Raw genomic sequence first — 13931 nt, 5'->3', positions numbered from 1 at the left:
TAATAATTCTCAAGGGGGAGTTTTACGGTGGATACGCTGCAAAGCCAAAAGGTGAGAAAAATGAGTTTTGAAGGTGACGCTTTGCGGATGTCGATGGATTGGACGGTTACCGATCTTGATAAAGTTCAGGTACTTGTAGGCAGTACACAAGGATCAAGTCATCCGAGCTCTTACCATTTAGGAGAATTGGTTGCGGAAATGGAGAAAGGGGTGCTGCAGCAAGGCGGCAAGCCAGCAATCTATACAACTACCGACATTTGCGATGGCATTGCACAGGCTCACGGCGGCATGCATTATTCGCTGGCATCCCGCGATTTTATTGCTTCCATGGTGGAAATTCAAGCATTGGCGACACCATTCGATGCGATGGTGCTCAGTTCTGCAGGTGATAAAGCGGTGCCGGCTCACTTAATGTCCATTGCCCGGCTCGACATCCCCGCGATTCATGTCCCCGGCGGGGCGATGGGGGCGGGGCCGTGCCTCAAGTCGAATGAAGAACTGTGGCACATGAGTGTGGAAGTGAAGGAACAAAAGATGTCCAAAGAAGAGTTTCTGGCATTTCAACGCGCTTGTTGTCCGACATGCGGAGCCTGCCAATATATGGGCACAGCGGCAACGATGCAGGTGATGGCCGAAGCTCTTGGGCTTGCGCTGCCTTGGTCGGCACTGATTCCCGCGACCAATGCGGAAATACGCCGGATGGCCAGAGCTGCGGGACAACAGGTCATGAGCTTGCGGCAGCAGGATCTGATTCCGTCGCGCATATTAACGAAGGAAGCTTTTGAGAACGCAATTAAGATTCATTCGGCCATAGGCGGCTCACTTAATGCGGTAATGCATCTGATTGCGATTGCGAGGGAAGTCGGCATTTCACTCCAACCCGAGCTGTTTGACGCGATTCACCGGGAAATACCGGTGCTTGTCGATACGAAAACAGCCGGTAAATATCCGACAGAGCTATTCTGGTACGCGGGTGGTGTTCCGATGGTAATGAAGGAACTGAAGGAGCATCTTCATCTTGATTGCGTAACCGTTACTGGCCATACAGTGAGAGAAAATTTGGAGCATTTGGAGCAAAGTGAAATGCCTCGGTTTGCCGAGATGTTTTTGGCCAATTACAAGCTGAACAAACGCGATGTTATTTATCCGATATCCAAGCCGCTGAAGCCGGAAGGCTCAACGGCGCTGCTGAAAGGAAATTTGGCGCCTCAAGGAGCGACTGTGAAAAAATCGGCAGTTGTTGAGGAAATGTTGATTCATCAAGGTCCGGCAAAAGTATTTGATGATGAGAAGTCCGCTGTGGACGCACTGCTTAATCGTATACTGCAGCCCGGCGATGTTATCGTAATTCGTTATCAGGGTCCGAAAGCCGTCGGTATGCCGGAAATGTTTTATATGTCTGAACTGATCGCATCGGACCCTATTCTGTCGAAAACAACGGCGCTCGTCACGGACGGTCGTTTCTCTGGAGCAACCCGCGGGCCGTGTATCGGCTATTTATGTCCGGAGGCGGTTGATGGCGGGCCGATTGCGCTTGTGGAGAATGATGATATTGTGCTCATCGATATTCCGTCGCGAAATTTAGCTGTCATTGGTTCGGAGGGGACTGTTCGCACGGAAGAGGAAATGAGGCGGATTCTCGATGAGCGGGGAAAACAATGGACTGCGCCGGTTATCCGCCACAGGGGCGCGCTCGGTCAGTACACACGGTTGGCAAGACCGGCCTTGGAAGGCGGTTCGATTCAGATATAGGACATATCCAAATAACAGGAAAGCAGGTGCGTTATGAATATTATCGTAGGGGGTTTGATTCAAGAAAGCAATACGTTCAGCACAAGAATTAGTACAATAGAAGACTTCAAACGCTATTATTATATGACAGGGGAAGAGATGAGCCGTCCGCAGAAATCGGAAAGTGAACTGAGCGGCTTTTACAAGGCGGCTGCCGAAGAAGGAGTTGCCTTAATTCCTACGCTGTATGCCGGAGCGGTATCCGCCGGAGTCATTGAGCGGCGTTCATTGAATCAATTAAAACTAGAGTTGCTGGAAAAGATCGGCGCTAACCCGGCATGCGACGGGGTGCTGTTGGCGCTGCACGGCGCATGGGTGGCTGAAGATAGCGACGATGCGGATGGGGAGATCTTGGAGGCGGTTCAGGAGTTGATCGGAAAGCATATTCCAATCGTAGTTACACTGGATTCCCACTCCAATATTACCCGCAAAATGATTGACAATTGTGCCGCTCTGATCGGTTATCGTACATTCCCGCACGCGGATTTTGCGGAGACAGGTTATCGGGCGGCCAAGCTGCTGTTTTCGATTATTCGCGGGGAGGTTAAGTTATATACCGGGGTGAAGAAACTTCCGATGATCGTACCCGCGGAAAATCAACAAACATACCGCGGTCCTATGGCGGAGCTGTGGCAGGAAGCGCTGGAGGGTGAACGCAAAGGAGCTTCCGTTGCAACTTCATTGTTCGCCGTACAGCCTTGGCTTGATGTGGAGGAAATGGGATTCGCCGCTGTCGTCATTGGAACAGATGGGGCTCAAGCTTCGGCTGAAGCGGAGAGACTTGCTTCAATCGCTTGGGACAAACGTAAGGAATTTGACGTCACCCTATACACCGTACGCCAAATCATAGCCCATATAACCGCTGAATCATCTGCAGGGGTGCCTTTTATTATATCCGATTCAGCGGACAGTCCAGGCGCCGGTTCACCGGGGGATAGCAATTTTGTGCTTTGCCGTCTGCTTGAGGAGGGGGCGGATAAGCATTTACATTGCTTGTTGTCGATTGTGGATGGACCGGCTGCCCGAAAGGCAGCGGAAGCAGGGGCAGGTGCGGTGGTTAAGCTGCAGGTTGGGCATACCGTTAGTCCGTCGGTCGGCTCACCTATTCAAATTGAAGGTGTAGTGGAAAGGGTTGGAGACGGCAAATTTTATTTCGGCGGCGGCACCATCGCCAAGATGGAAGCTAATATGGGCTACTGCGCGGTAGTTAAGATTGGCACGATCTCGCTCCTGATAATGGAACATCCGACATTTACCGGAGACCCGGCAATGTACCGCAGTGTCGGTTTGGAGCCGGCGGATGCGGATTTGGTGTTGGTTAAATCCGCCAACCAATTCCGCGCCGAATACGAGCAAATATCCGACCGGATTTTTATTCTGGATACACCAGGCGCAAGCACGGCCAATCTGGTTAGCCTGCCGTTCCGGAAAGTGCAAAGACCGATGTATCCGTTTGATGACAACTTTATGTAAAGAACAAGCGGCCTCATGGCAGACTTGATTTGCTGCATTATATGTCCAATGACACAAACAGCTTTTCTACCATTTCTCGATTTCTTCTTGCAAGATCCAGCCCCCTTTTCGAAGACATTCTTCGCGAACTTCGTGAAGTATCCTTTATTGGGAATAACTCAAGAAGCATATTCCATCTTCATTTTTTCTCCTATTGATGCTTTAACATTGGAGACAAATGCTGCTTCAGTTCTCCGTATTCTTGCCGTTGATCGTAAAGTATGGCTATTCAAATGAATAGTATGGCGCATAGGGAAATCGTTTGAATCTGACATTTGCATTCACTTTGGATTTGTTGACAAAGCCTTTTAGACTCCTGCTTAGCGGAAACCCTTAATTCACCGCCAACAGGTGTATATGTTTTACTATTTTCGGCCAGATTTTTACTGAAGAAGGACTCAAGTTTGTTGAACGGATATACTCCATTTGTCATACAGATCCACATGTCCTGCATCTGGAACTATATAGAGTTCCTTTAGAGTAGTCATTCAGTCCGGATTGACACGGAGCAAATGAGACAGATACTGGAAAATCTCGTGGGGAATGCATTGAGATATGCAATAACAGAGTTAAAACTGTCTCTGAAAATTTTGCAGGAAAACGAAAATGAAGCGCTTTACTTTGCGGATAACGGAAACGGCGTTTCGCTGGAGAAAATCCCGCACCTTTTCAAACAGGTTGACCCTAGCTCAGTACATAAAACAGAAACAAAAAAACATGCACCATGTTCATAACCTTGTCAATTAGACACTATCGAAAACCATCTTTATGCTGCGACCGATTCTCGGAATTCTACCGGGGAACGGTCGTTTAGTTTTCTCTAGTCGTTGTGAAAAGAACCTTTGGATACAAGTATAGTCAAGTAGTTTCAATATGTAACAACAAGTGCAATTTCGTTACAACGAATAGGATATCGGTTTCTTTTTCATTCGTTGCATAATTCGTTGTTTAGAGTTTGTTTAGATTTTTTCATCTAGCAGTTTATAATCAGCTGTTATGATCAATTTAGATCAAACAGGATGACATTGCGTTATGGCTTGGTAAGCTGAATGCGTCATGGACCGTATACGCGATTTTACCGGCTGTCTGCGAGAAAAGGGGGTGATTCACGGCGATGGCGTCTCCCAAAAAGGTGAGGTAAAAACCAAAATGATGGAAATGGCCTATGAAGCTGGAAAACAAATTTAGACAGAAGGACTTTCCGTGGAATATTTAATTTTACACATTGGAGGAAACAAAATGAAAAAATTACTAGCATTACTTTTAACAATTGGAATGGCGACTTCTTCTGGAGCGGTGGCTTCAGCAGCGGCTTGCAGCGACCCGGATACATCTAAAGTTGATGCAGCTAATGCGCAATCAGGCAAAAACGCCATACTTACAATCGAAAAACAAGGAAGCTTCTCGGTTGGAGGCACTGTAATCGAAGTTCCTGGTACCTATGAAAGTCAGAATTTTGATAACTGGAAGCCGTATCCCGAAGGTCAGACCTATCATGGGGACCATGCATCGGTTTTTTATCAGATTCCCCAAAACGCTCGTGATTTATCGATGGTTTTTCTGCATGGTGCTGGTCAGTCGGCACGTACTTGGCAAACCACACCTGATGGTAGAGATGGATTCCAGAACATTTTTCTGAAACGTGGATTTGGTACATATCTAATCGATCAGCCAAGACGAGGACAAGCAGGGCGAAGCACTGTTGAAGCACAAATTACACCTGTTGCAGATGAGCAGATGTGGTTTGAAGTCTGGCGTATGGGACATTGGCCGAAATACTCCGAAAATGTGCAATTTCCTCAAGATGAAGCAAGTTTGGAGCAATTTTTTCAATGGATGACACCAAACACGGGAAATTTTGACGCCAACCTTGTAGCGGGTGCAACAGCAAAGGTTTTTGATAAATCAGGGGCAGGAATACTGGTAACTCACTCACAAGGCGGTCTGCCCGGATGGATGGCGGCAACACAAACCGATAAAATAGCCGCGGTTGCTGCTTATGAGCCGGGCAATTATCTTTTTCCCGAAAATGAGGTTCCTGAAGCATTGCCGAGCAGGACAGGAGCTTTACAGGGAATCGGTGTGCCGATGGATGAGTTCAAGAAGTTAACTGGAATTCCGATTGTAATCTATTTTGGCGATTACATTCCGGAAGTAAATGAAGTATCGGACGATTTAGGTGCCGAGAACTGGCGTGTCAGACAAGAGCTTGGGCGTAAATTCGTTGAAACTGTGAATAAATATGGTGGCGATGCAACCTTAGTGGAGCTTCCGAAAATCGGAGTTCATGGCAATACGCATTTTCTGTTTGCTGAACTGAATAATGTTGAGTTGGCTAACCTTTTATCCGATTGGATGAAGGAAAAAGGGCTTGATAAGAGTAAGTAACGTTCTAGTAATGTATATCGTCGATTGATGAACAATAAAATCCGTAGTGGCGGGCAGAGCCCGCCCGTTTTCATTGACATGAACCATTTCGTAGGGGAGGCAGCACTCCCTTCACTCTCCATTTCCCGTTCGTGCACAAAACTATCATCCTCTCTGCACTCATAACAGCACGGTGTGCATGGCAACGTCAAGCGGATGTGAAGGTGCAGCCAAATCCTCTTCGGTATGCTGATTGTGCACCAAATGCTCATGATCCGCAACTGCTAGGATACTCGAGGCGGGGACGGCATACGTTGAGTTTGGGGCTTTTTCCGATAAATTGATTTCAACACGGTCAACAGGACCGAATGAATGTTTCAAATGAATCAAAAAATAGGAGTGACTTAGAGTGATGGACAAACATAATCCTGTAAAGGAATTTTATACACCATGACTAGACGCAACTTTATCAAATGGCTGATCGCTGCTGTTTGGGCAAGTATTTTAGCTATGTCTGCGCTTTTTATGTTCCGCCGCTTTCTGGGGGCTGCGGGCCACGAAGCTGTAGCCGAGCCTGTGACGGCAACGCCACAGGTCGAAGCGGCAGAAGTAAAACAGCTAACGGAAGATGCTGGACCGTTGCTTTCTTTTTTCATTATCAGCGACCTGCATATAAACTCGGGAATCTCCGCTCAATCAAGCCACCTGCGAAAAGCCCTTGAAGATATTAAGACTTTTGGAGATCAAACACAAGCAATCATGATTACCGGAGATATTACCGATTCGGGAGCGCCTGCCGATTACAGAGAATTCAAAACTATTATGTCCCAATACGAGCTTCCGCCGGTATATGCCAATATGGGGAACCACGACTATTACAATGTCTGGATCGGAAGAAATGGAGCATGGAGTCAAGATACGTTTCCGAACGGCAAAACCGATGCAATGGCTCGGCAGGCGTTTACCTCCATGTTTAATCTGGAGAAGCCCTACCATGACGTTTGGCTGAACGGGTTCCATGTTATTCTCCTGTCGCAGGAAACGTATGTACAGGAAAGACCGCAAGTGGGCGAAGGGGCATGGTACTCGGACGAGCAAATGAACTGGCTGCGGAGCAAGCTGGCCGAAAACAAAGGCGGCAAGCCGGTGTTTGTTATGATCCATCAAGAACTGCCCCCGATCGGTCAGGACGGAGGTAATCATATGTTGATCAAAGCCAAGGAGTTCCGGGAAATTTTGCAACCTTACCGGAACGTATTTGTTTTTTCCGTGCATACACACCAGGATTTTACCGTGGCCACGGAGCACTATATCAAGGAAACGTTCCATTGGTTTAAAAACTCGTCAATCGGTCTTGTGATGAACACCAGATACGAGAATGTAAGGAAAGATGCTGCGCAAGGTTTGTTCGTAGAGGTATATACCAACAAGGTTGTGTTGCGCGGCCGCGAATTCAGCGACCGGACATGGATCAAAGAAGCGGATTGGACTGTGCCGCTTTCAAGTTGAATCAAGTGTCTGTAAGGAGACACAGGTGGACTTTCCGTGCTGTCTGATTTGTATTTTTGTAGGCATGGAGTCCTCATGAATAGCTTATTTTTCTTTTCATTTATAAAGAAATACGCTAGGGATCGAGAGGATTAGGCAAATATTTAAGATGAATGTGATATCGGTTTTTTATTCAATTAATACATAATAAGAGTATATCATAAGTCAAAACGGGATTGTTGTACAACAACCTTGCCCGCGCTAAGTTTAGGTACGAAAGCAAAAGAGGACAGATAACCCCTAAAATACTCCAGGCGTTTCGGATATCCTCACAAAGATAGAGAAAGGGAGAAAGAGCGTGAAAAATGTTAAACAGATGGTATCCATTTTATTGAGTCTCCATGTTGCTGTTGCGATGTGCTCTGCGGCATTTGCTGCCGAAACAAAAGCGGAATTTTCAGATGTGAGTCCTGACGCATGGTATGCGGACGCGATAACGTATTCTACAAGCAATAACCTGATGAGCGGCACGTCTGAAACAACGTTCTCCCCGAATCTTTCTATGAGCAGGGCGATGCTGGCCACTGTTCTTTGGCGTGTGGATGGCAGCCGACCGGTCAGCAATACAATCTCATTTGAAGACGTTGCCCCCGGTGCGTGGTATACGGAAGCCATTCGATGGGCTAATTCCACCGGGATCATGGAAGGATATCATTCCCGAACCTTCGGTTCGAATGACCCTGTGACGCGTGAACAAATCGCAACTCTGATGTTCCGCTATGAGAAGTATAAAAACGGCGACATTGAAGTAGATAAGAAGCTTGATTTTGCCGATTCCGATCAGGTGGGGGATTGGGCGACAGAGGCAGTTGTATGGGCGAAGCAAAACCAAGTTATGAATGGTAAACCGGGAAATCTGTTTGATCCGAAAGGTGCGGCATCGAGAGCCGAAGTTGCGACGATACTGATGGGGTATCGTTCAAGATGGGCTATGAGCAACGACGCCATCTACGCCGATGGCGAATACACAGCGACAGGCCAATATGGGGGTCTCCCCTCTTCCATCACGGTAAGCGTCACTTTGGTCAACGATGTCATCACTGCCACAAAAGTCACGCCACATGCAACGAACCCGACCTCCCTCGACTTGCAGCAGCGCTTCGCCGAAGCGGTCCCGGCGGTTGTTGTCGGGAAGCGCATCGATGAGGTGAAAGTGGACCGCCTGGCAGGGTCCAGCGATACCCCTGACGGGTTCAACGCTGCGATCGAACAAATTAAGGAACAGTCCCGGAAATGATGCGTTCCAATCATCGGAAACCGCTCAGCCATCAATTGCAGCAGCGCATTCTTGATAGGATCGAACAATTGACATCACGTACTCACGATTTCGTCTGGACTCATTCTTATCTCGGATTGTTGCTTCCCTTGGTGATACTAATAACGGGTTGTTCAGGGAATGATCCAGAAAGTCAAGCTGCACTTGGTAGTTCAGCACGATTGTCAAGCGAAGTTGAACGATGCAAGGATGATAATATGGACGATACTAGAAATGGAAATAACGGAAGCTACCGTTATGTGTCGGAAGAAAGCCCTGCGCTTTCCGTTATCAACCATCCGGCTTTTGAAGGCTTTGGACAGTTTATGCTTCCCAATAGAAATTTCCAGTCTTATGATGATATGCGCTTGGATCGCATCAATTCGCTCTTGCCGTATCATAGCTATATAGACACCAATACTACTGTGGACGTTATCAATCATATGATTGATGAGGTAAGTGAGGGCAAAAAAATATTTTACGATTTCTATACAGAAGACCAAAAGAGGCATGATCCTTCCAAGGTATTAACAGGTCTGTTCTTCTTCAGGGGTGAACCGGGAGCTCCATTTGCCGTAATCAGTCCGGGCGGCGGCTTTTCCTATGTCGGTTCCATTCATGAAGGCTTTCCCTATGCCAGTGAGATAGCCAAGAAAGGATACAATGCTTTCGTGATTCAGTACCGTGTGGGCGGTGAGCAGCGGGCAACCGAAGATTTAGCAGCGGCTATCTCTTATATTTTTAACCATGCGCAAATGTTGGAGGTTGGAACAGAAGATTATTCGCTGTGGGGGAGTTCCGCAGGCGCCAGAATGGCAGCCAATATCGGCTCCAATGGAAGTGCCGGCTATAACGCCGACGATCTTCCGTTACCAAGCGCTGTTGTGATGGCGTATACCGCTCACCAGGGCTATTCGGAGCATGATCCTCCAACTTTTGTTATTGTAAGCGCAGATGACCCAATTGTGAATGCGGCAACGGTTGAAAGACGCAATGAGGCCATGAGAAGCGTCGGGGTTGAAGTGGAATACCATAAGTATCAAAATGCCAGGCACGGGTTTGGGCTAGGAATGGGCACTGATGCAGAAGGGTGGATCGAGTTAGCCATTCAATTTTGGAAGGATCATATGGCAAAAAAATGATTCGGGAGAAACGAAAGGACGCAAGCCTATTGTTTGTTCAGAAAAAGAAAAAGAAGAAGTTTACCGCAATTTACAGAGCTAACGGAGTAGGATTCGAAGATTAGCCGCTAAAACTGGGGAGGGAAACAATATGAAACCATCTTATTTATTATATTGCGCATTTGTAGTGATCTTCCTGTTAACTGGATGTGGAAAAAAAGACAACACCAGTGAAATGAACGATAAAATGAGTGCCACTGGTCAGCCGACGCAAGAAACGGTTGAGAAGGAAGGAAGGGGGCTCGTTAAACTGCCTGATAACTATAGGAACGGGGTTATTTATACGACTGTGGACCGCGGAAATGCTCATGAGAAGCTCTACGCAAGTTCGGAAACGCTTAGAGCCGTACAGAAAGGCGGGCCGATCCCCAATGGCGCTGTATTCACTTTGGAAATTTATAGGGATAGTGTGTTAGATGATATTTTTGTAATGGAAAAGCGCTCAGACTGGAATGACCAGCCTAAAGAGAAGCAAAATGGAGATTGGCGGTTCGAAGCCTACAAGGCAGACCAATCATTAAATATGAAAAGAGATATTGGCAGTTGCATCTCTTGTCATGCCTCACAGCAACGGGATGACTTTGTCTACACGCTCGACAGGATGAAGAGTTTCCGGCTGGAGGATGTTGTAGGAGTTGTTGAGGACCATATCACTCCTGTTCTGAAGGATTGGGAAGTTGCTGCGATGGCGGATTATCTTGCTGGAATATCTAATGTTAAAGAAAATAGTTAGGTTTTGCATCCCTTTCTGAAATTATTGCTACCAATGAATATGGTAGAGGTGTGAAATCAGATGGGCAAGATACCAATAAAGTTGAAAAACCATCGAGAATTTTAACAGAGAGTGCCGATGCGATTATCATCGAAAATTACGAGGAATCCGTCGAGCGTGCCAATCGAGAAAGAGAAGCTGGAGACTTTCCGGCAATCACGACAGAGTTCCCTTACTCGCTGCCAAAACGATTTATCCTTTGTCGTCAAATGCAGGATATGGTGAAGGAAATTCAATTGAACGAATTCAAGAATTATTACCAACCAGCACCTTTGAGAAAAGTTTTTCTGTTGAAGATGTGGATGTCATTTCTTCTCAAGAGAAGTTAAAAAACTGGTTAGCGAATTAAATTTATATACGAGGAGATTAGGCAAAGAAGTTTTTGATTTGGGAAATGAAAATACAACATCGGTCCGATATTTTAGTGGCAAAAGCTATGTTCATTCGTTAACAACTGAACCAGTCAGAGTGACAAATGTAACTTTTGAACCGAGCTGTCGAAATAACTGGCATATTCACCATAAGGGGGGACAGATCCTGCTTGTTACGGGCGGTCGCGGCTGGTATCAAATGTGGGGTGAACCGGCTCAGATGCTAAAAACAGGAGATGTCGTCAATATTCCGGTTGAAGTAAAGCATTGGCATGGCGCAGCCGCCGATAGTTGGTTTGCTCATGTTGCCATTTCAGTACCTGCGGAAGATGCTTCAACTGAATGGTTGGAAGAAGTGACAAAAGAATACTATGCTAAACTATCAACTGAATAGATTGAAAGGAGCCTAGTATGAATAACGAAACTAAGAAACCATTGATCATAATTGATCAAGGCAGTTTTGCCGCAGGAGGAAGCGTTTTACAAACACCAGGAACCTACTATGGAGGAGATCATGATGTCAAAGATGCGATATGAAGATGTGCCTGTTGAAAGTTTGCCAAGCGTTAATGATAATCCGTGGGGCTTGGTATACCAAGGTGCTATTACACAGAATGAACCAGGTAAGGTTAACATTTACTCCATAAATTATGTACTAAATGGTTTAAAAATCGCTTCTAATGTGTATACACCGGCTGATTATGATCCGTCCAAGAAGCACCCTGCAGTTGCGGTTGCACACCCGAATGGTGGGGTTAAAGAGCAGGTCGGAGGGTTATATGGTCAGCATTTAGCAGAAAATGGCTATGGCGCTATCGTTTCCGATGCTTCTTACCAAGGCGGAAGTGAAGGGCTGCCGCGTAACGTAGATAAGCCTCGGTTTCGTATCGAAGATATTCATGGTATGGCAGATATGCTTTCCATCTATCCTGGCGTTGACTCGGAACGTATTGGAATATTGGGTATTTGTGGCGGAGGCGGCTATACGTTAAGAGCTGCTCAAACGGACAAGCGCTTCAAAGTAGTGGTTACTTTGAGTGCGTTTAACAGTGGGCTTGTCCGCCGCAATGGATTCATGGATTCTCAAACAAATACGATCCAAGAACGCTTGCAACAAGCTACAAAAGCTCGTGCACTGGAAGTTGCCGGCGGCGAAGTTTTATACTCATCTGACCTATTGGAACTCACGGATAAAGAAGCAGAAGCGTTGCCTTATGATCTTTATCGTGACGGTTACGAATATTATGGCAAAACGCATAGACATCCCAAATCTACATTCAAATACACGTTAAGCAGCCTTCTTGATTTGTTTACCTTCGATGCTTCAGAGAATATGGATCTTATTAACCAACCCTTGCTGATGATGGCTGGAAGCGTGGCCGATACGTTCTATTTAACTGAAAAAGCATTTGCTGCTGCGACAGGTACGAACGATAAGGAGTTGTTCTTGATCAAGGGAGCTACTCATATCCAAACCTACTGGAAACCGGAATATGTGGCTCAAGCAGTAGAGAAAGCAGTAGATTTCTTCGATAAACGTCTTTAAGTAGCGGGTTGTAGTTGTATAAAAGTATTTGCAATGTCGAGAAAACAGCGTATGATCCAATCGCGTTTAATGCCGATCCGCGCACGAGGGGAGAGCAATTACCGCGCAGCAAAAACCCGCTCCTTGGCTGCATAGGAGCGGGCACTTTTTCTTTTGCCGGTATTTCAATAAGGCCAGTTGTTTGCCAAGAGGAACGGATACTTCGCTTTTCAGGGTAGGAATGACCTTTGCGATGGCGAAAATGCCAAACAGGATGAAGATTCCTATAACCCAGAAGATCACTTTCCAATCATACACGGCGGTGACAATACGGCCAATGGGAACTCCGAAAACAAGGAAGGCGCTAAAGCCCAGTAAGATATTGGCCATTGCTCCAGCCCTGTCGTCTAGCAGGTGCCATTTTCGCAGCGATCGCATAAGAGGTGACAACGAAAACGCCTGATCCGATCCTAAGTACAATACTAGAAAGCAGACCAAGTCATGGAGTTTACAGGGCTTCCTTGTATATGGTGGTGCAAGGCTCAATGAGAACTTGATCCCGTATTCCCTCTAGTGCTCATACGTTTCCTTCAGTTGCTTGATGTCGGCCTTAGGAGGAAAACCAAACATACGAGAATATTCACGACTAAACTGGGAAGCACTTTCATATCCGACCCTATATGCAACCTCAGTAGCGTCTGCCGACTCCATTAACAATAGGCTCCGAGCTTCTTGTAACCGAAGCTGTTTTTGAAATTGCAGCGGGCTCATGGCAGTGATTTCTTTAAAGTGTCTATGAAACGTAGAAATGCTCATACTAGCGGTACCGGCAAGTTCTTCGATACTTAATGGCTGATCGTAGTGTTGGAAAATTTGGTCGATTGCGGCTCTGATGCGATAGGTGTTGCTTCCTTCTATTGCAATTTGTGCAAGCGTTGCGCCAAATTGCCCTTGAAGGAGTCTGTAGATGATCTCTTTCTTATGAATAGGAGCAAGGAATGGAATGTCTTTAGGAGAGTCGAGCAGTTGAACCAATCGGAACACAGCATCCAATAAAGATAACTCAATCTGGCCGACAAACATGCCTCGCGAAGTATTATCCTTTGAATTGGCATGAATTTTGACGTCTTTCAAAACCTCTAAAATCTCATTTTGGCTAAGTTCAAGTTTTAAGCTCAAATATGGAGCTTCGGGTGAAGCTTTGACTACATGCCCGATGACCGGAAGGTTCACAGATGTGATCAGGTAATTGGAAGGGCCATATTCTAAGCGTTCTCCGGCTAGAAGGAGCTCCTTCATTCCTTGAGCAACAAAACAAAAGGAAGGATTATATACTTTGTGAGCTGGTTCATCCACCTGATTCAAACGAATAAGAAACAAGGAAGGAATCGTTGTTTGTAATACTCCTGCTTGCTTACAATGGCGGTTAATTAGACTTGTGAGGCTTTCCTGTCGGCTCCTTATTTCTTCAAACATAGGCTCCTCCTTGATGCTTTTTTTGTATTATACGCCAGTAGTTTGCCAATAAGAAATAGCCTTGAGAGGATTAGGCAATGATTCGAGAGGAATTAGCTTTCAGTTCCATGTTCAGAAAGGCATAATAAAGTTA

At 46.2% G+C, this 13931-nt stretch carries 15 protein-coding genes; 13 read left to right on the top strand and 2 right to left on the bottom strand.

Annotated elements, in window-relative coordinates; all coding sequences use genetic code 11:
* Nucleotides 1-27 precede the first annotated feature (27 nt).
* The 13 genes from ilvD (at nt 28) to EYB31_RS37030 (ending at nt 12343) form a co-directional block, all read left to right on the top strand.
* Nucleotides 28-1752: a dihydroxy-acid dehydratase gene (gene ilvD / locus EYB31_RS37085; protein WP_206105533.1), complete on the top strand. Its 1725-nt coding sequence runs from the start codon at nt 28-30 to the stop codon at nt 1750-1752.
* 33 nt (nt 1753-1785) lie between these two features.
* Complete coding sequence (locus tag EYB31_RS37080) at nt 1786-3264, top strand: M81 family metallopeptidase (protein WP_131018600.1); 1479 nt, start codon at nt 1786-1788, stop codon at nt 3262-3264.
* Between the two features lie 551 nt (nt 3265-3815).
* Nucleotides 3816-4037 (top strand): ATP-binding protein, encoded by a 222-nt coding sequence (locus EYB31_RS41645; RefSeq protein WP_131018599.1) that lies wholly within the window; start codon nt 3816-3818, stop codon nt 4035-4037.
* Between the two features lie 322 nt (nt 4038-4359).
* Nucleotides 4360-4491, top strand: a complete 132-nt coding sequence (locus EYB31_RS41370; protein WP_276322137.1) for a hypothetical protein — start codon at nt 4360-4362, stop codon at nt 4489-4491.
* 15 nt (nt 4492-4506) lie between these two features.
* Nucleotides 4507-5691, top strand: coding sequence for an alpha/beta hydrolase (locus EYB31_RS37065; RefSeq protein WP_206105532.1), 1185 nt, complete (start codon nt 4507-4509; stop codon nt 5689-5691).
* Between the two features lie 429 nt (nt 5692-6120).
* Complete coding sequence (locus EYB31_RS37060) at nt 6121-7179, top strand: metallophosphoesterase family protein (protein ID WP_131018598.1); 1059 nt, start codon at nt 6121-6123, stop codon at nt 7177-7179.
* Nucleotides 7180-7516: 337 nt separating this feature from the next.
* Nucleotides 7517-8455, top strand: a complete 939-nt coding sequence (locus EYB31_RS37055) for an S-layer homology domain-containing protein (protein WP_131018597.1) — start codon at nt 7517-7519, stop codon at nt 8453-8455.
* On the top strand, nt 8452-9615 hold the full coding sequence (locus EYB31_RS37050) for an alpha/beta hydrolase (protein ID WP_206105531.1): 1164 nt from the start codon (nt 8452-8454) through the stop codon (nt 9613-9615). The genes EYB31_RS37055 and EYB31_RS37050 overlap by 4 nt, the downstream gene beginning before the upstream one ends.
* A 130-nt stretch (nt 9616-9745) precedes the next feature.
* Nucleotides 9746-10387 carry a cytochrome P460 family protein gene (locus EYB31_RS37045; protein WP_131018596.1) on the top strand — a complete coding sequence of 214 codons (642 nt, stop codon included), beginning with the start codon at nt 9746-9748 and terminating at the stop codon, nt 10385-10387.
* 50 nt (nt 10388-10437) lie between these two features.
* Nucleotides 10438-10755 (top strand): hypothetical protein, encoded by a 318-nt coding sequence (locus tag EYB31_RS37040; RefSeq protein WP_131018595.1) that lies wholly within the window; start codon nt 10438-10440, stop codon nt 10753-10755.
* Nucleotides 10756-10759: 4 nt separating this feature from the next.
* Complete coding sequence (locus tag EYB31_RS37035) at nt 10760-11191, top strand: cupin domain-containing protein (RefSeq protein ID WP_131018594.1); 432 nt, start codon at nt 10760-10762, stop codon at nt 11189-11191.
* A gap of 17 nt (nt 11192-11208) precedes the next feature.
* Entirely contained in the window at nt 11209-11334 is a 126-nt protein-coding gene (locus EYB31_RS41365) for a hypothetical protein (RefSeq protein WP_276322136.1), read from the top strand.
* The gene (locus EYB31_RS37030) at nt 11312-12343 is read left to right on the top strand and encodes an alpha/beta hydrolase (protein WP_206105530.1); all 1032 of its coding nucleotides are present in this window, start codon (nt 11312-11314) and stop codon (nt 12341-12343) included. The genes EYB31_RS41365 and EYB31_RS37030 overlap by 23 nt, the downstream gene beginning before the upstream one ends.
* A 66-nt stretch (nt 12344-12409) precedes the next feature.
* Here the strand turns inward: EYB31_RS37030 and EYB31_RS37025 are convergent, their stop codons facing one another.
* Entirely contained in the window at nt 12410-12760 is a 351-nt protein-coding gene (locus EYB31_RS37025; protein ID WP_131018593.1) for an MFS transporter, read from the bottom strand.
* Between the two features lie 132 nt (nt 12761-12892).
* Entirely contained in the window at nt 12893-13798 is a 906-nt protein-coding gene (locus EYB31_RS37020; RefSeq protein WP_131018592.1) for an AraC family transcriptional regulator, read from the bottom strand.
* Nucleotides 13799-13931: the final 133 nt, after the last annotated feature.

Source organism: Paenibacillus thalictri (genome assembly GCF_004307995.1).
Taxonomy (GTDB): Bacteria; Bacillota; Bacilli; order Paenibacillales; family NBRC-103111; genus Paenibacillus_AF; species Paenibacillus_AF thalictri.
This window is presented reverse-complemented; position numbering and strand designations above follow the sequence as displayed.

Bases quoted from the DNA above. Each gene is read 5' to 3' on its own strand.
- EYB31_RS37045 (WP_131018596.1), top strand. From the start codon at position 9,746: ATGAAACCATCTTATTTATTATATTGCGCATTTGTAGTGATCTTCCTG.
- EYB31_RS41365 (WP_276322136.1), top strand. From the start codon at position 11,209: ATGAATAACGAAACTAAGAAACCATTGATCATAATTGATCAAGGCAGT.
- EYB31_RS37080 (WP_131018600.1), top strand. From the start codon at position 1,786: ATGAATATTATCGTAGGGGGTTTGATTCAAGAAAGCAATACGTTCAGC.
- EYB31_RS37020 (WP_131018592.1), bottom strand. From the start codon at position 13,798: ATGTTTGAAGAAATAAGGAGCCGACAGGAAAGCCTCACAAGTCTAATT.
- EYB31_RS37030 (WP_206105530.1), top strand. From the start codon at position 11,312: ATGATGTCAAAGATGCGATATGAAGATGTGCCTGTTGAAAGTTTGCCA.
- EYB31_RS37050 (WP_206105531.1), top strand. From the start codon at position 8,452: ATGATGCGTTCCAATCATCGGAAACCGCTCAGCCATCAATTGCAGCAG.
- EYB31_RS41645 (WP_131018599.1), top strand. From the start codon at position 3,816: ATGAGACAGATACTGGAAAATCTCGTGGGGAATGCATTGAGATATGCA.
- EYB31_RS41370 (WP_276322137.1), top strand. From the start codon at position 4,360: ATGGACCGTATACGCGATTTTACCGGCTGTCTGCGAGAAAAGGGGGTG.
- EYB31_RS37060 (WP_131018598.1), top strand. From the start codon at position 6,121: ATGACTAGACGCAACTTTATCAAATGGCTGATCGCTGCTGTTTGGGCA.
- EYB31_RS37025 (WP_131018593.1), bottom strand. From the start codon at position 12,760: ATGCGATCGCTGCGAAAATGGCACCTGCTAGACGACAGGGCTGGAGCA.